Origin of the sequence: Undibacterium sp. Tian12W (assembly GCF_049339405.1) — a bacterium.
Lineage (GTDB): Bacteria > Pseudomonadota > Gammaproteobacteria > Burkholderiales > Burkholderiaceae_D > Undibacterium.
Genome location: NZ_JBMPPK010000014.1, coordinates 119,198 through 134,160, shown reverse-complemented (window position 1 = coordinate 134,160; position 14,963 = coordinate 119,198). Strand labels below are relative to the sequence as shown.

Annotated in this window: 16 protein-coding genes; 5 read left to right on the top strand and 11 right to left on the bottom strand. The window is 49.9% G+C overall.

Going from position 1 to position 14,963, the window contains the following annotated elements; all coding sequences use genetic code 11:
- Nucleotides 1–8: 8 nt before the first annotated feature.
- Genes ACO0LI_RS18745 through ACO0LI_RS18735 form a run of 3 tightly spaced genes read left to right on the top strand, consistent with a single transcriptional unit; the run spans nt 9 to nt 1,947 of the window.
- A complete protein-coding gene (locus tag ACO0LI_RS18745; RefSeq protein WP_423034418.1) occupies nt 9–551 on the top strand; it encodes a metal-dependent hydrolase in 543 nt (180 codons plus the stop codon).
- Nucleotides 548–1,222: an alpha/beta hydrolase gene (locus ACO0LI_RS18740; RefSeq protein WP_422952073.1), complete on the top strand. Its 675-nt coding sequence runs from the start codon at nt 548–550 to the stop codon at nt 1,220–1,222. The genes ACO0LI_RS18745 and ACO0LI_RS18740 overlap by 4 nt, the downstream gene beginning before the upstream one ends.
- On the top strand, nt 1,222–1,947 hold the full coding sequence (locus ACO0LI_RS18735; protein WP_423034416.1) for a phytanoyl-CoA dioxygenase family protein: 726 nt from the start codon (nt 1,222–1,224) through the stop codon (nt 1,945–1,947). The genes ACO0LI_RS18740 and ACO0LI_RS18735 overlap by 1 nt, the downstream gene beginning before the upstream one ends.
- Here ACO0LI_RS18735 and ACO0LI_RS18730 read toward each other — a convergent pair.
- From ACO0LI_RS18730 to purU, 3 genes are read right to left on the bottom strand one after another with little or no spacing between them, the layout of a single operon-like run.
- A complete protein-coding gene (locus ACO0LI_RS18730; protein WP_423034414.1) occupies nt 1,932–3,041 on the bottom strand; it encodes an acyltransferase family protein in 1,110 nt (369 codons plus the stop codon). The genes ACO0LI_RS18735 and ACO0LI_RS18730 overlap by 16 nt on opposite strands.
- Nucleotides 3,042–3,584 carry a YaeQ family protein gene (locus ACO0LI_RS18725; RefSeq protein WP_162040944.1) on the bottom strand — a complete coding sequence of 181 codons (543 nt, stop codon included), beginning with the start codon at nt 3,582–3,584 and terminating at the stop codon, nt 3,042–3,044.
- A complete protein-coding gene (purU, locus tag ACO0LI_RS18720) occupies nt 3,584–4,456 on the bottom strand; it encodes a formyltetrahydrofolate deformylase (protein ID WP_423034411.1) in 873 nt (290 codons plus the stop codon). The genes ACO0LI_RS18725 and purU overlap by 1 nt, the downstream gene beginning before the upstream one ends.
- Before the next feature lie 259 nt (nt 4,457–4,715).
- Between purU and ACO0LI_RS18715 the strand changes: the two genes are divergently transcribed.
- On the top strand, nt 4,716–5,741 hold the full coding sequence (locus ACO0LI_RS18715; RefSeq protein ID WP_423034409.1) for an NADP-dependent oxidoreductase: 1,026 nt from the start codon (nt 4,716–4,718) through the stop codon (nt 5,739–5,741).
- Between the two features lie 70 nt (nt 5,742–5,811).
- Here ACO0LI_RS18715 and otnI read toward each other — a convergent pair whose 3' ends face one another.
- The 4 genes from otnI to ubiD all read right to left on the bottom strand — a co-directional run bounded on the left by otnI (nt 5,812) and on the right by ubiD (nt 9,754).
- Nucleotides 5,812–6,603 carry a 2-oxo-tetronate isomerase gene (gene otnI, locus ACO0LI_RS18710; RefSeq protein WP_423034407.1) on the bottom strand — a complete coding sequence of 264 codons (792 nt, stop codon included), beginning with the start codon at nt 6,601–6,603 and terminating at the stop codon, nt 5,812–5,814.
- 10 nt (nt 6,604–6,613) lie between these two features.
- Nucleotides 6,614–7,573 (bottom strand): bile acid:sodium symporter family protein, encoded by a 960-nt coding sequence (locus tag ACO0LI_RS18705; protein ID WP_423034405.1) that lies wholly within the window; start codon nt 7,571–7,573, stop codon nt 6,614–6,616.
- Between the two features lie 140 nt (nt 7,574–7,713).
- On the bottom strand, nt 7,714–8,202 hold the full coding sequence (locus ACO0LI_RS18700) for an acyl-CoA thioesterase (RefSeq protein ID WP_423034403.1): 489 nt from the start codon (nt 8,200–8,202) through the stop codon (nt 7,714–7,716).
- Nucleotides 8,203–8,269: 67 nt separating this feature from the next.
- Nucleotides 8,270–9,754, bottom strand: a complete 1,485-nt coding sequence (ubiD, locus tag ACO0LI_RS18695) for a 4-hydroxy-3-polyprenylbenzoate decarboxylase (protein ID WP_423034511.1) — start codon at nt 9,752–9,754, stop codon at nt 8,270–8,272.
- A 487-nt stretch (nt 9,755–10,241) separates the two neighbouring features.
- Here ubiD and ACO0LI_RS18690 point away from each other — a divergent pair, with 487 nt between their 5' ends.
- Nucleotides 10,242–11,198: a transglycosylase SLT domain-containing protein gene (locus tag ACO0LI_RS18690; protein ID WP_423034401.1), complete on the top strand. Its 957-nt coding sequence runs from the start codon at nt 10,242–10,244 to the stop codon at nt 11,196–11,198.
- Between the two features lie 93 nt (nt 11,199–11,291).
- Here ACO0LI_RS18690 and ACO0LI_RS18685 read toward each other — a convergent pair whose 3' ends face one another.
- The 4 genes from ACO0LI_RS18685 to ribBA all read right to left on the bottom strand — a co-directional run bounded on the left by ACO0LI_RS18685 (nt 11,292) and on the right by ribBA (nt 14,862).
- Nucleotides 11,292–12,458, bottom strand: coding sequence for a pyridoxal phosphate-dependent aminotransferase (locus ACO0LI_RS18685; protein WP_423034399.1), 1,167 nt, complete (start codon nt 12,456–12,458; stop codon nt 11,292–11,294).
- Nucleotides 12,459–12,572: 114 nt separating this feature from the next.
- A complete protein-coding gene (nusB, locus tag ACO0LI_RS18680) occupies nt 12,573–13,037 on the bottom strand; it encodes a transcription antitermination factor NusB (RefSeq protein ID WP_422952084.1) in 465 nt (154 codons plus the stop codon).
- A 108-nt stretch (nt 13,038–13,145) separates the two neighbouring features.
- Nucleotides 13,146–13,643, bottom strand: coding sequence for a 6,7-dimethyl-8-ribityllumazine synthase (gene ribH / locus ACO0LI_RS18675; protein ID WP_110253023.1), 498 nt, complete (start codon nt 13,641–13,643; stop codon nt 13,146–13,148).
- A 100-nt stretch (nt 13,644–13,743) separates the two neighbouring features.
- Nucleotides 13,744–14,862 carry a bifunctional 3,4-dihydroxy-2-butanone-4-phosphate synthase/GTP cyclohydrolase II gene (gene ribBA, locus ACO0LI_RS18670; RefSeq protein WP_110253022.1) on the bottom strand — a complete coding sequence of 373 codons (1,119 nt, stop codon included), beginning with the start codon at nt 14,860–14,862 and terminating at the stop codon, nt 13,744–13,746.
- Nucleotides 14,863–14,963: the final 101 nt, after the last annotated feature.

The window sequence follows — 14,963 nt, the reverse complement described above, 5'->3', positions numbered from 1 at the left end:
CGACAACGATGGCAACCATACTGACGCATCCTGTTGTGCCGCTGACTTTGGGCCTAATCTTGGGGCAAAAACGCCTGCCCTGGCCTCTTGTGCTAACGGGTATGCTTGCCGCGATCTTGCCTGACCTTGATGTCATTGCCTTCAAACTTGGCATTGCTTACGATTCAGCCTTTGGTCACCGCGGCTTTAGCCACTCCATTGTATTTGCCATGCTGGTCGCCAGCCTGACCAGTATATTTCATACACGCTTGCGTAGTTCTATTCTGGTTTGCTGGCTGTTCATTGCCTTCGCCACCATTTCACATGGCCTGCTGGATGCATTGACTACAGGTGGACAAGGTGTGGAATTTTTCTGGCCGCTGACTGAACAACGTTATTTCTTCCCCGTGCAATTCATTGAGGTATCACCGATAGGCGTAAATCGCTTTCTGACAGCGCGTGGCTGGCGTGTAATACAATCTGAACTACTGACCGTCTGGCTACCCTGCGGCCTGCTTTTACTGTCGGTCAAACTGGCGGCTTATTTTTCATCTTCCCGAAAATCATCATGACACAAGATATTTTAGAAACCGTAGAACTGGAAAGCGCACCCAACCCGACTGTTGCCATCATCTGGATGCATGGTCTGGGTGCGGATGCGAATGATTTTGTCCCCATCGTCAGGGAACTGGATTTACGTGGCAACCCTGGCATACGCTTCGTCTTCCCGAATGCGCCGACCATGCCAGTCACTATCAATGGCGGCTATGTCATGCGTTCCTGGTACGATATTTTGGGCACAGACATCGCCAAGCGTGAAGATGAAGCTGGCTTGCGTCTGTCACAAAAACGCATAGAGCAACTGATCGCCCGCGAAAATGCGCGCGGCATACCGTCTGAGCGCATCATCCTGGCAGGCTTCTCACAAGGTTGCGCCATGACTTTGCAAACTGGCCTGCGTTATCACGAAAAACTGGCTGGCTTGCTATGCCTGTCTGGCTATGTGCCCTTGCGTGATGTGATTACAGAAGAGCGCCATGCGGCGAACCAAAATACCCCCATCTTCCAGGCTCATGGCCGTGGCGATAACGTCATCCAGATACAGCGTGCCGAGCAGTCGCGCGATCTGCTGAAAGAACTGGGCTATCAGGTGGAATGGCATGAATATATGATGCCGCATTCCGTCTGCCCTGAAGAAGTGGATGACATCAGCCTGTGGCTGAAAAAAGTCTTGCAGGCTTAATGCATCACATAGCTCCAGGCATCGCAAAAACCCTGGCCAGCCAGGGTTTTGCCATCTTGCCGGCCTTTCTGGATGAGTCTGAATTGCAGCGATTGCGGCAAGCATGCCAGCCCATTTCTGATCAATATGGTGTGCGTCAGGTACTGCAAAATTATCCGTCCATAGATCGCGCATTAAACTGGGACAAGCTGCATGTGCTGTTAGACGCTGCAGATATCGCAGCTGCCCAGGCAGTGCGCAGCATCTTTTTCAATAAAAATGCTGATCATAATTGGCTAGTGTCCTGGCATCAGGATATGACGATTTGTGTTAACCAAAAAACTGAACTGGCTGGCTACAGCAAATGGACTTACAAGAAAGATGTGCATTACGTTGAACCTCCAGCGGCAGTGCTGGAAGCAATGCTGACATGCCGCATTGCCCTCGATGATGCTGGTACTGAGAACGCTGCACTGAAAGTCATCGCTGGCAGCCATCAATCTGGCAAACTCAGTGAGAGCCAGATTCTGGAAATTAGCCAGACTGCCATGCACGAGATCTGCGCCATGCGCGCGGGCGATATGTTATTGATGAAGCCCTTGTTACTCCATGCATCCGACAAGGCAAGATTCGCTACTCAACGTCGGGTATTGCATCTGGAGTTCAGTGCCAGCAGACTTCCACCACCACTACACTGGGCAGAAGCTGCTTGTCAGTCCGCACATGTATCTCAGTCAGCTGATTGAATTTGTGAGGCTGATTTTCCCGTCTTAAACGGTAAAAAATTACGCAGCCGTGAAACTGCTACTGGCTTAAATGCCATGGCTGGTTTTTCTATCTTGTGCCATGAAATTACCGCCAGCAAGATAGTCACAAAACCTGAAGCCATCACCATGCCCCACACTGCGATACTGGGAAACAAGGCGGCAACTGTCTGCTGCACGGGAAAGGCATAAATATACACGCCGTATGAATAATCCCCCACGCTGTTATAACGTCGCAGCCATCCTGCAGGCAGGTAAGCAATGCAGATTACCAAGTAGGCAATGGACAGGTGATACAAACTAAAGAATACCGGCTTGTTGATGAAGGCTGCTGCCAGCACCAATAACAGCAAGGGATAAAAGACGCGCCGGGTCAGCAGCAGTTTTTCTTTCAGCATGAACAGGCTGGCACCAGAGAAAAACATGAATAACAAACGGGTGAACTGGCTATCATCTTGCAAATAAAAATGGCGCGCAAAGACCAGTACGGCAGCCAGTAAAGTAATGGCAATGATCAGATACTTCAATATCTGCGGGCGCTTTTTCTTCAGCAGCACCAGCCCACACCAGAACACCAGCAACAACAGATACATCTTGATTTCATAAGGCATGGTCCAGAGCGAACCATTGACTGCACTTGGATAGGGATTCTGTGCAAAGACACCAGGCAAGACATAACTCACCCCAGACAAGAGACTTGCGCACTTGAACAGGTATTGCCATGTCGCATCAGCAGATAGATACACAGTCAGTGGCAAGCTGGTGAAGTAAGGCCCAAGTACAAATACCGTCAGTAGCAACATGCATATCAGCGCTGGAAAAATGCGCAATGCCCGTGCACACCCATAGTCAATCACACTTTGCTTGTTTATCAGACTGCCTGTCACCAGCATGCCACTAACGATGAAAAATACATCTACCGCGATAGAGCCTGGCGTCATGCCCGCCAGTGCTCCCCAGGGTTCTGGCTGTGCCAGCAAGGCAAAACTATGCCCTGCCAGCACGGCCAGTGCGGCAACTATGCGCAACAAGTTCAGGTTATTGTCGCGGCTGACTATGCATTCAGACAAACGCATTCAGGCAAACTCTTTAAGAACTTCCAGGTCAATTTGTACCGAGGCATCTCCGGCTGACATCCAGATTTGACCATCCTGTATCGTGCATTGCAATTGCATATTGCGTTGCGCGAGTTTTTCCAGTGCCTGGCTTTGCGCTGAAGGCACATTCATGACGCGCAAGTTTTTGGCGCGGTCAAGACGGCTATTCATTGCCTTCCACCAGATGTCACTGGCGCTGGCAAAACTATAGACGATGACTTGCTCTGAACGGCCGCAAGCCTTTAACAAACGTCGGTCATCTGGCTGGCCGACTTCTATCCATAGCTGTATGGCGTCGGTGTAATCCTTGAGCCAGATATCGGGTTCTTCTGTGTCGGATATGCCTTTACCAAATTCCAGACGCTCGGCCGCATGAATAGCAAAAGCCAGTACGCGTATCATCATGCGTTCATCGGTTTCAGATGGATGACGGGCAATCGTCAGGCTATGGTCGGCGTAATAGCCACGGTCCATGTCCGAGATATTCAGGTCGGCTTTATAAATGATGGATTTGAGTGCCATTATTTGAACACCACCGTTTTATGACCATTCAACAAAATGCGATGTTCAACAAAGCATTTGACGGCACGCGCCAGCACCACGCATTCCACATCGCGGCCTATGGCTGTCAGAGTTTCAGGCTCCATGGAATGATCGACACGCTCCACATCCTGCTCAATAATAGGGCCTTCATCCAGATCACCAGTCACAAAGTGAGCCGTCGCACCTATCAGTTTAACGCCACGTTCATGCGCCTGATAATAAGGCTTGGCTCCCTTGAAGCTGGGCAGGAAAGAATGATGGATATTGATCGCCTTGCCTTTCAAGGCATCGCACAATTTCGGCGACAATATCTGCATGTAGCGCGCCAGTACCACCAGTTCAATATCATTGCTGGCAACGATATCCAATATCTTTTGTTCCTGCGCCTGCTTGGCTTCTACCGGCGCTCCAGCTGCCAAAGGCAGATGGTGAAAAGGAATGTTATAACTAGCTGCCAACTGATAAAAGTCGGTGTGATTCGAGACGATGGCCTTGATTTCTACAGGCAGTAGACCGCTCTTGTAGCGGAACAGCAAATCATTCAGGCAATGGCCTATCTTGGATACCATCAGCATCACGCGTGGCTTGTGATGGGCATCATGCAATTGCCAGTTCATTTGCATATTCGTGCCCAAGGCTGCAAATTCTTCACGCAAGGCACTGTCGCTGACACTGGAATCTTCCACCGCAAAATGCACGCGCATAAAGAAAGTCGCTGATTGCGCATCGCCAAACTGGGCAGAATCGATAATATTACAGCCATGGTTGGCTAAAAATCCCGATACGCTATGCACAATGCCGCGTTGATCGGGACAGGATAAGGTCAGGATATATTCTGGTCGTATGCTCATGATGTCGGTGTAAAGGCCAGGATTTGCTGCTCCCCATGGCCATGAACAAATTAAATTCGTTAAATTGATTGCAAAGCTTAAAGATTAACCGTCTATTGTCGCATGATCAGTCGCATAATTCATAGAATCCATCTTCAATTAAATAATCACAACAAAAAGCACGATCGTTCTAATTAGTGTATAGTCGTTCTTCTGGCAGCCCCAGCCCAAAAATTTGGTTCAGACAGCAGCAACCTAAGTACAACATTCTGGAGACAACATGAGCACACTCAGCAATCAGCAATACCGCCTTGCCGCCCGCCCTGTCGGCAATCCCAAGCATAGCGACTGGAACTTCACGACAGAAGAAGTACGCGATATCACAGATGGTGAAATCGTCGTACAAACCATCTATATCTCGCTGGACCCTGCCATGCGCGGCTGGATGAATGAAGGAAAATCCTATATCCGCCCGGTTGCCATCAATGAAGTCATGCGCGCTGGCGGCATAGGCAAGGTGATTGCTTCCAATTCCCCCAAATTTGCGGTGGGTGATTATGTTTCTGGCGGCACGGGTGTGCAGCAATACTGGGTAGGTGCAGCCGATGATAAAACAGCGGGCTTTTACAAGGTCAGCCCAAAGCTCGCCCCACTTCCGAAATTCATGAATGCGCTGGGCATGCCTGGCATGACAGCTTATTTTGGTTTGCTCGATGTTGGCCAGCCCAAAGCAGGTGAAACAGTCGTGGTGTCTGGCGCAGCCGGTGCCGTTGGCCAGACTGTAGGCCAGGTTGCCAAACAAAAAGGTTGCCGCGTTGTTGGTATTGCCGGTGGCAAGGACAAATGCGATTTTGTCGTCAATGAACTGGGCTTTGATGCCTGCATCGATTACAAGTCAGGCTCAGTCAAAGATGGCCTGAAAGAACACTGCCCGAATGGCGTAGATATTTATTTTGACAACGTTGGTGGAGATATTCTTGATGCCGTGCTGACCCGCATCAATCTGAAGGCACGCATCATCATTTGCGGCGCGATCTCCCAGTACAACAACACGACACCAGTCAAAGGTCCGGCCAATTACCTGTCGCTGCTGGTAAACCGCGCCCGCATGGAAGGCATAGTCGTATTTGATTACGCTGCCCGCTATGGCGAAGCTGTCGCTGAAATGGGCAAATGGATGGCCGAAGGTAAATTCCAGACGCGGGAAGACATCGTCAAGGGCCTGGAAACTTTCCCTGATACGCTGATGATGCTGTTTGAAGGCAAAAACTTTGGCAAACTGATTTTGCAGGTCGGCGAAGAATAAGCATCAGGCTTGACCAGACGAACAATAAAAAAGCAGTCATCGCGACTGCTTTTTTTCATGGTGCTATCGATTATTTTAACCAGGGCTTTACCCAGGATAAACCTTCTGAAGTTCCCGCACGTGGCCGGTACTCACAGCCTATCCAGCCTTGATAGCCAAGCTCATCAATCAAATCAAACAGATAAGGGTAATTCACTTCACCGATATCCGGTTCATGCCGGTCTGGTACACCAGCTATCTGTATATGACCTATGCCTGCATGTTTGCGTGACATGTCACGGCGCAGCTTGGTGGCGACATCGCCTTCGACGATCTGGCAATGGTAGATATCAAATTGCACGCGGATATTCTCTACGCCTATCTCCTGGCAAATCTCTTGTGCCTCATCTTGCCGGTTCAGGAAAAACCCTGGTATGTCGCGGGTATTGATGGGTTCAATAAGGATAGTGATACCTTCCCGCGAGGCCAACAAGGCAGCATAAGCAAGATTGCGCAAATAGACAGCGCGATGCCTTTCTCTGTCCTGTTCAGGCTGTATTAAACCAGCCATAACATGCAAATGCCGGTTACCCAGCACACGCGCATAATCCAGCGCAGTATCAAAGGCTTGCTTGAACTCTTCTTCCCGGCCAGGCAGGGATGCTATTCCACGCTCACCCAGCGCCCAGTTGCCTGGCGACGTATTGAACAAGACTTGCTCCAGCCCGTTAGCAGCAAGCAGATCTTTCAGTTCAGTAGCAGCATAATCGTAAGGGAACAGGTATTCGACGCCCTTGAAACCATCTTTTGCCGCAGCGGTGAAACGTTCATTAAAAGGCAACTCTGTATACATCATGCTGAGGTTGGCAGCAAAACGTGGCATGACTGACTCCTTATCTTTTAGCGTAATGTTGCGCCATGAAGGCGCATACCATCAACTGTAGCTGATGAAACAGCATCAGTGGTAATAAGACCATACCAAGGGCATGGCTGGCAAATAAAACTTTGGCAATCGGCACGCCACTGGCCAGACTTTTCTTGGAGCCGCAAAACACAATAGTGATTTCATCTTCCTTATTGAACCCCAGGCGGCGGCTGATGACGGTAGTCAAAGTCATGATAATCGCCAGCATCAATGCGCTGATACCCAGCAGGCTCGCCAGCATCAACGGCGGTAATTGCTGCCACAAACCTTGTACAACCGCTTCACTGAAGGCCACATATACCACCAGCAAAATCGAGCTTTGATCCACCATGGTCAGCGTACTCGCATATTTTTCCATCCAGGACTGCAACCAGGGTCGCGCCAGCTGTCCGGCTACGAAGGGCAATAAGAGCTGGCAAACTATCTTCAGCATCGCGTCGAGTGAAGAATGGCTTTCACCATGGGCGACCACAACCAGGCTGACCAGCAAGGGCGTCAGGAATATGCCCAGCATATTACTCAGCGACGCGCTGCAAATGGCAGCAGGGACATTGCCACGCGCAACAGAGGTAAACGCAATCGAAGACTGCACAGTCGAGGGCAATACACAGAGAAACAGTATGCCTATATATAACTCTGGTGTAATCAGGGTGAGCAGCAAAGGCTTCAATGCCAGCCCTATCAAGGGGAAAATTGCGAAAGTACATGCCATCACCAGCAAATGCAGCCGCCAATGAGTCAGGCCGGCTATCACGGCCTGGCGCGACAATTTGGCACCATGCATGAAAAACAGCAAGGCAATCATGCCAACAGACAAATGATCAAAGCCTGACGCGACTACGCCACGTGCAGGAAACAGACTGGCCAGAGTGACCACGCCCAATAGCAGCAAGGTCATGTTATCGGGTAAAAAACGCGGGCGTTTCATGTGCAGGAAGCAAGAAATATAGATAATTGATTGTACTTGAATAATGCGCCCAACCTGGCAGCGATCTGGCAGCATATAGATGCTGCCAGGCAAAGCGTAGTTTGAGTCCAACAACTACCTGCACGGTATTTGCATATCTATTAGATTGCAGTTGATGTCGATGGAACCACGGCCGGTAAATAGATATCGCAAAACTCTGCCGGCATGCGGCGCGCGCGGCCGCTGCTGAGTTCTATACAGACCAGATCCCAGCGGCCCCTGAGCACGGTGGCACCATCACTATCGCGTATCAATTGAAAACGCCTGTCCATGGTGAGTTTACCGTCGCTGGCAAACAGCCATGTCGCCAGTGTCAGCGATTCACCCAGCAAGGTTGGCAAGACATAATCATATTCGCCACGCCTGATTGCCATCGCGCGATCCAGGCGATGATAGTCTGCCAGATTCAAACCCAACGCTTCAGAATGCCCCCATGCGACTTCTTCACACCAGCGTACATACACTGCATTATTGGTGTGATTCAAACCATCGATATCACTTTCTTGCGGTTTCACTGCCCGCGTGAACGGTTGCGGATAATCCCAAACCATGGAAGCACCAGAAGTCCCTAAATCAACTGAAACACTCATATATATATATATATACGCAAAAATTTAATCGCTAAAACACCGGAGTTACAAGCCACTTAACAACCACTCACAAGCCCAGTTCTTGCCAGATCTGATCTACTTTGGCTTTTACTTCTGGCGTCATCTCTATCGTCGTGCCCCACTCACGGCTGGTCTCGCCCGGCCATTTATTGGTCGCATCTATACCCATCTTGCTACCGAGGCCGCTGACGGGTGAAGCAAAGTCCAGGTAATCAATCGGCGTATTATCGACCAGCGTGGTATCACGCAAGGGATCAACACGGGTAGTGATCGCCCAGATCACTTCTTTCCAGTCGCGGATATTGACATCTTCGTCAACAACGATGATGAACTTGGTATACATGAACTGGCGCAAAAAACTCCAGACGCCAAACATGACGCGTTTGGCATGACCGGCATAAGCCTTTTTCATTTGCACCACGGCCATGCGGTAACTACAACCTTCTGGCGGCAAATAAAAGTCCGTGATTTCACTGAACTGCTTTTGCAATAGAGGTATGAAAACTTCGTTCAGCGCCACCCCAAGTACCGCAGGTTCATCTGGCGGCTTACCTGTATACGTAGAGTGATAAATAGGATCACGGCGCATGGTGATGCGGTCTATGGTGAAGACGGGGAACCAGTCTTTCTCATTGTAATAACCGGTGTGGTCACCATACGGCCCTTCGAGCGCATGCTCATAGCCGCTGGGGTGATTTTCGTCAGGATAGATATGCCCTTCCAGCACGATTTCTGCTGACGCGGGCACGCGCAATTCACTGCCTATGGCCTTCACCAGTTCAGTACGGCTGCCACGCAAAAGCCCGGCGAACTGGTATTCAGACAAACTGTCTGGCACGGGTGTCACTGCACCTAATATAGTGGCCGGGTCGGCACCCAAAGCAACGGCGATGGGGTAAGGCTTGCCCTTATTGACGATGCCATGCTCACGAAAATCCAGCGCACCGCCGCGATGTGCCAGCCAGCGCATGATGACTTTATTGCGGCCCAACACCTGCTGTCTATATATACCCAGATTCTGGCGTTTTTTATTGGGGCCTTTGGTAATCACCAAACCCCAAGTGATCAATGGTGCAACGTCGCCAGGCCAGCAATGCTGTATAGGCAGACGGGCGAGATCAACGTCATTGCCTTCCCAGACTATCTCCTGACATTTGGCACCACGCAGTTCTTTTGGTGACATATCCCATACCGCTTTTACCAATGCTCCCATACCCAGAATTTCTTTAAAACCCTTGGGTGGTTCTGGTTCTTTGAGCGCTGATAAAACATGGCCGATCTGGCGCAATTCGCTCAGGTTTTCTGCGCCCATGCCGAGTGCTACACGGCGTGTCGTGCCAAATAAATTACCCAGCACTGGTATGGTATGACCAACAGGTTTGGTGAATAAAAGAGCCGGACCTTCGGCACGTAAAGTGCGGTCGCAAATCTCGGTCATTTCCAAATGTGGTGAAACAGGCAAGTCCACCTGTTTTAGTTCACCTTTTTCTTGCAGTTGAGAAATAAAATCTCTTAAATCAGAATATTTCATCATTTTTCGCTTTTTCGTATCTCTGCACTAGTCGCACTAGCAACTTCTGCCAAGTGCTTGATTTTATTGAACTTTGCTGCATTGCAGCACAATTCATTATACATAAAAGTAATCAACTTCTCGTTTGATAGTGTTGACTTGATATAAAACCGCCCCTACAATTCGCCCAACTTGATGAAGAGGTTAATGACTTCCGCCACTTTCGACACAAAGAGAGTTTCGCCACACGGTAACATCATTCACGGGGATCGGGCCCCAACATAACATTGTAAGGATTGTTTTCAAAAGGCGTCTGCCTTATCCCGAAAAAAGTTGTTTGTCACTGGACACACCATGAACAGGTTCGACGGACCTGATTTGACAAACGGCTCCGGCGTCTCGCGATCACACTTGTGATGGGGGACGATGTTTCTGATTCGCGGAAGTATGCACAGTGTTTAACTTTTTAATAAGTTGAATGACGCATCGCGAAGATTCAGGAGGTAACATGATTCAACGTTTTATTTTGGCTGTACAACAAAGTAGTTTTTCTTCAACTGATAAGCGTAAAGCGCTTTTCATGGTAGCGCGTGATACAACCAGTGGTTTTTTCACCACCGTGCGCAACCTGCTGACACTCACTGGCATTATTGCCATGGTCGTTTTGGTCATGATGTATGTCAAACCAGAACTGACAGACAAATTCAAGGGATTATCACCCTATGCTGAAGTTGGCGAAGAGCCTGCAGAAGCCGTAGCTGCCGTTCCAGCACCAAATCTTGCGCATCTGATGCAAGCGCCAGGCCAGGCGAATTCTGATGCGGGCTTGCAAAAAGTAAACGCATCTGAAGAAGAAGCAAAAATGCTCGGCAATCAACGTCAGCAACAATGGGTAACCAACTGGCTGGCCAAGCGCTACCGCGTTGCCAATGATGCGACCAATATGCTGGTATCTGCCGCTTATCTGACCGCCAAAGAAATCAAGATAGACCCTCTGCTGATACTGTCAGTCATGGCGATAGAATCCGGCCTGAACCCATTTGCTGAAAGCCCGGTAGGTGCACAAGGCTTGATGCAAGTCATGTCCAAGGTACATCATGACAAGTTCCAGGATCTTGGTGGTGTTAAAGCTGCCCTGAACCCGGTTGCCAATATCCGTGTTGGTGCATTGATACTGAAAGACTACGTCACCCGTGGTGGTTCTGTTGAAGCTGGCCTGAAGATGTATGTAGGCGCAGCCGATTCCGACAATGATTCTGGCTATGGTGCACGTGTATTGAATGAATACAAGCGTCTGAAAGATGTCTCGGCAGGTAAAAATGTGCCGACTTTCTTTAGCACCCCTGCCCCAGCTCCAGCACCTGTGCAAGCACGTCCGATTGAGGCCGCTCCTGTACACAAGCCTGAGGCAACAGAAGCCAAGGCAACGATAGAAGCCAAAAAAGACCAGGTTGCAGCACTGTAAGCCTGACCTTTGATAAAAAAGCCGTCTGATTTTATGATCAGACGGCTTTTTTACTTGTTGGCCTTAGCAAGTGATCTTGGCGACCTTCCTTAATTATCTGCCAGCCAAAAACTTCTTTAGCCTGGCAACAGCTTCCTGCAGATTCCCCAATGAATTGGCATACGACAGACGCACATACGATGTTGCCGTCGCTGGACCAAAATCCAGGCCGGGCACGATCACCACACCGGCTTCATTCAATACCTGTTTAGCAAAGGCATCTGCATCGTCGGTAAATTTAGAGCAATCGGCATACACATAAAACGCACCATCTGGCATGACTGGAATGCCAAAACCCAGTTCACGCAATGCAGGTACGATATAGTCGCGGCGGCGCTTGAATTCTGCCTTGCGCTCTTCATAAATGGCGATAGTCGCTGGCGCAAAGCAAGCCAGCGCCGCATACTGGGCTATCGAAGACGGGCAGATGAACAGGTTTTGCGCCAATTTTTCAAATGCAGGCACGATGCGCTCAGGCACCACCAGCCAACCAAGGCGCCAGCCTGTCATATTGAAATATTTGCTGAAGCTATTGATGACAACCACATCTTCATCCAGCGACAGGGCAGAAAATGGTGCGCCATCATAAGTCAGGCCCTGATAAATCTCATCGACGATGCTAAAACCACCCAGCTCTTTTACTGCAGCGACGATCTTTCCCAACTCTTCATGTTCTATCGAAGTACCGGTAGGATTCGATGGCGATGCCAGCAAAACGCCACTACTGCGTTCATCCCATTGCTGTCTGACGATTTCTTCAGTCAATTGAAAACGGTGATCTGGCCCGCTGGCGATAAGTTTTGCCCTGCCCTCGAATGCTGCTACAAAATGGCGGTTGCAGGGATAGCAAGGATCAGGCATCAGCACCTCCCTGCCCGGTTCCACCAAAGCTGCACATGCCAGCAGCAAGGCAGCCGATGCACCGGCAGTCACAATAATGCGGGAAGCGGGCACATCAAGATCAAACACGTCACGGTAATGCAGCGATATCGCCGTGCGCAAGGCTGGCAAACCCAGGGCTGAGGTATATTGCAAACGCCCGGCTGCCATGGCTTTGGTGGCAGCATCAATCACTGCTTGCGGCGCAGTAAAGTCTGGCTCGCCTATACCCATATGTATCAGATGACGGCCCTGTTTTTCCAGTTCTGCCGCCATCTTCATGAGTTCCATCACATGGAAAGGGGCGATATTGTCCAGTCTTGTTGCGAGATTTTGATGCATGGCACGTCCTAAAAACTCAGGCTGAAAAAAACCGCCTTATTTATCTTTCAAAATAAGGCGGTAGATACTTTTACAAATATGCTCAGTAACTTGGTCACTAACTTGGTCAGTAACTTACTTACCCGCTGCAACCTCAGTCGCGCGTAGCTTTGCTGCCAGTTTGTCGAGTACACCATTGACATACTTGTGACCATCCAGACCACCAAAGGACTTGGTCAACTCTACCGCTTCATTGATGACGACGCGGTAAGGGATTTCTATGTGATTCTTCAATTCATAGGCACCAATCAGCAGTGCTGCGTGCTCGATAGGCGACAATTCAGCAATAGTGCGATCAATCAAGGGAGCAATTTGTTCACGCAACTCTATGGATTGTTTGATAGCACCGTGTAACAGGGAGTCAAAATGTTCTCTGTCAGCCTTTTCAAAACCGTGGGCTTCACGGATATGGGCTTCAATCGCGCCGGAATCTTCATTGTTCAGCAACCATTGGTACATGCCCTGCAAGGCAAATTCGCGCGCACGGTGGCGTGGCGAACGGTTCTTGCTGGGATTGGCGTGTAGTGTTTTATTATTCATATCTTCTCTTACGTATCTTGCTTAACTTACTTATCTTACCTAATTTAAAGCTGGATGCTCGCAGTTCAGGCTTGAACTTAAATCTAAACTCAAGCCTGAGCGAAACGATCAGGCATCATAGTGCACGTCTTCTGTGGCTTCTGCCAATTCTTCAAGGGCCAAGGTCAGGTTGGCCATTTCTACTGCAACGCGGGCAGCATCACGGCCTTTTTCCTGCATGCGTACTTCAGCTTGTTCATCATTTTCCGTGGTCAGGATGGCATTGGCGATAGGGATGCCAGCATCCAGGCCAACGCGGGTGATACCTGCGCCGGATTCATTCGATACCAGCTCAAAATGGTAGGTTTCACCACGGATAACTGCACCCAGGGCGATCAGGGCATCGAATTGATTGGTTTCTGCCAGTTTTTGCAATGCCAGCGGCACTTCCAGTGCGCCTGGCACAGTTACGTGCAGTATGTCTTCATTGAGTACACCCAGCAATGACAATTCTGCCAGGCAGGCATCCAGCAAGCCCTTGCCTATATTGTCGTTAAAGCGTGCCTGTACGATACCTACACGTACGCCTGCACCATCCAGATTTGCTTCGTAATGTCCAACTGTCATAATATTCTTTCTTGCGCTTTTCGCGCCTGATGTGATGTGAGTGATGAAAGTGCACTAAAAAGACCGCTGGCGACACTGCTGCGGCCCGGCACACTCATCCTTATTTGTCTGCGCACGGCTTATCGAGATACCCAACAACTTCGAGATTAAATCCTGTCATGGACGGCATCTTACGTGGATTGGCCAGCAATTTCATCTTGCCCACGCCCACATCCTTCAAAATCTGCGCACCTATACCGTAATTGCGCAAGTCCATGCGTGCGGCACGGCCTGCTGGCTTGGTTTCTGGCGTATCAAGTGCTTTGAACTGGTCAAACATCTGCTCGGCAGTTTCTTCGCAATTGAGCAGGACGATAACGCCAGAATCTGCTTTCTTGATGGCCGCCATGGCCGCAGCGACATTCCACGAATGCGTGGTAGCCTGGCTTTCCAGCAAATCGATGATGGATACTGGCTGATGCACACGCACCAGTGCTTCTTTTTCGCGGGTGATATCGCCATGTACCAGTGCCAGATGGGCAGAGCCACTGGGCTTGTCGCGATATACCAGGGCCTTGAAGCTGCCATGCACGGTATGCATTTCACGCTCAGCCACACGATCTACTATGCTCTCGGTCTGGCTGCGATAATGAATCAGGTCAGCAATCGTCCCTATCTTCATATCGTGTTCTTTGGCGAATTCGAACAAATCAGGCAGACGGGCCATGGTGCCGTCATCTTTCATGATTTCGCAAATCACCGATGCCGGTGTCAGGCCAGCCAGCTCAGCCAGGTCGCAACCGGCCTCAGTATGGCCAGCACGCATGAGGACACCGCCTCTTTGCGCCTTCAGCGGGAAAATATGGCCGGGCTGGACGATGTCAGCCGCAGTAGATTTCTTGTCAACAGCAACCTGTACCGTGCGGGCACGGTCAGCAGCAGAGATACCAGTGGTCACGCCTTCAGCCGCTTCTATCGACACCGTGAAGTTGGTACCAAAGGATGTGCCGTTGCGGCTGGTCATCATGGCCAGGTTCAATTGATCACAACGCTCTTCTGTCAAAGTCAGGCAAATCAGGCCACGGCCAAACTTGGCCATGAAATTGATGGCTTCTGGTGTGACAAACTCGGCGGCCATGATCAGGTCGCCTTCGTTTTCTCGATCTTCTTCATCAACCAGTATCACCATGCGGCCAGCGCGCAATTCGGCAACGATTTCCTGGGTAGTAGACATGCTCATAAGGGAATATCCTGAACCGCGCCACAGACACATGTTCGTCGGGCCGCTGGTTTTTCAGTGCAAATGAATGAAGTCGCTATTTTAAAGGATTTACGCCTGGT

What these genes read in the sequence shown, in the direction of transcription:
- ACO0LI_RS18700 (WP_423034403.1), bottom strand. Translation starts at nt 8,202, where the DNA reads ATGAGTGTTTCAGTTGATTTAGGGACTTCTGGTGCTTCCATGGTTTGG.
- ribH (WP_110253023.1), bottom strand. Translation starts at nt 13,643, where the DNA reads ATGACAGTTGGACATTACGAAGCAAATCTGGATGGTGCAGGCGTACGT.
- ACO0LI_RS18735 (WP_423034416.1), top strand. Translation starts at nt 1,222, where the DNA reads ATGCATCACATAGCTCCAGGCATCGCAAAAACCCTGGCCAGCCAGGGT.
- ACO0LI_RS18705 (WP_423034405.1), bottom strand. Translation starts at nt 7,573, where the DNA reads ATGAAACGCCCGCGTTTTTTACCCGATAACATGACCTTGCTGCTATTG.
- nusB (WP_422952084.1), bottom strand. Translation starts at nt 13,037, where the DNA reads ATGAATAATAAAACACTACACGCCAATCCCAGCAAGAACCGTTCGCCA.
- ACO0LI_RS18685 (WP_423034399.1), bottom strand. Translation starts at nt 12,458, where the DNA reads ATGCATCAAAATCTCGCAACAAGACTGGACAATATCGCCCCTTTCCAT.
- ACO0LI_RS18745 (WP_423034418.1), top strand. Translation starts at nt 9, where the DNA reads ATGGCAACCATACTGACGCATCCTGTTGTGCCGCTGACTTTGGGCCTA.
- otnI (WP_423034407.1), bottom strand. Translation starts at nt 6,603, where the DNA reads ATGCCACGTTTTGCTGCCAACCTCAGCATGATGTATACAGAGTTGCCT.
- ribBA (WP_110253022.1), bottom strand. Translation starts at nt 14,862, where the DNA reads ATGAGCATGTCTACTACCCAGGAAATCGTTGCCGAATTGCGCGCTGGC.
- ACO0LI_RS18740 (WP_422952073.1), top strand. Translation starts at nt 548, where the DNA reads ATGACACAAGATATTTTAGAAACCGTAGAACTGGAAAGCGCACCCAAC.
- ACO0LI_RS18690 (WP_423034401.1), top strand. Translation starts at nt 10,242, where the DNA reads ATGATTCAACGTTTTATTTTGGCTGTACAACAAAGTAGTTTTTCTTCA.
- ACO0LI_RS18715 (WP_423034409.1), top strand. Translation starts at nt 4,716, where the DNA reads ATGAGCACACTCAGCAATCAGCAATACCGCCTTGCCGCCCGCCCTGTC.
- ACO0LI_RS18730 (WP_423034414.1), bottom strand. Translation starts at nt 3,041, where the DNA reads ATGCGTTTGTCTGAATGCATAGTCAGCCGCGACAATAACCTGAACTTG.
- ACO0LI_RS18725 (WP_162040944.1), bottom strand. Translation starts at nt 3,584, where the DNA reads ATGGCACTCAAATCCATCATTTATAAAGCCGACCTGAATATCTCGGAC.
- ubiD (WP_423034511.1), bottom strand. Translation starts at nt 9,754, where the DNA reads ATGAAATATTCTGATTTAAGAGATTTTATTTCTCAACTGCAAGAAAAA.
- purU (WP_423034411.1), bottom strand. Translation starts at nt 4,456, where the DNA reads ATGAGCATACGACCAGAATATATCCTGACCTTATCCTGTCCCGATCAA.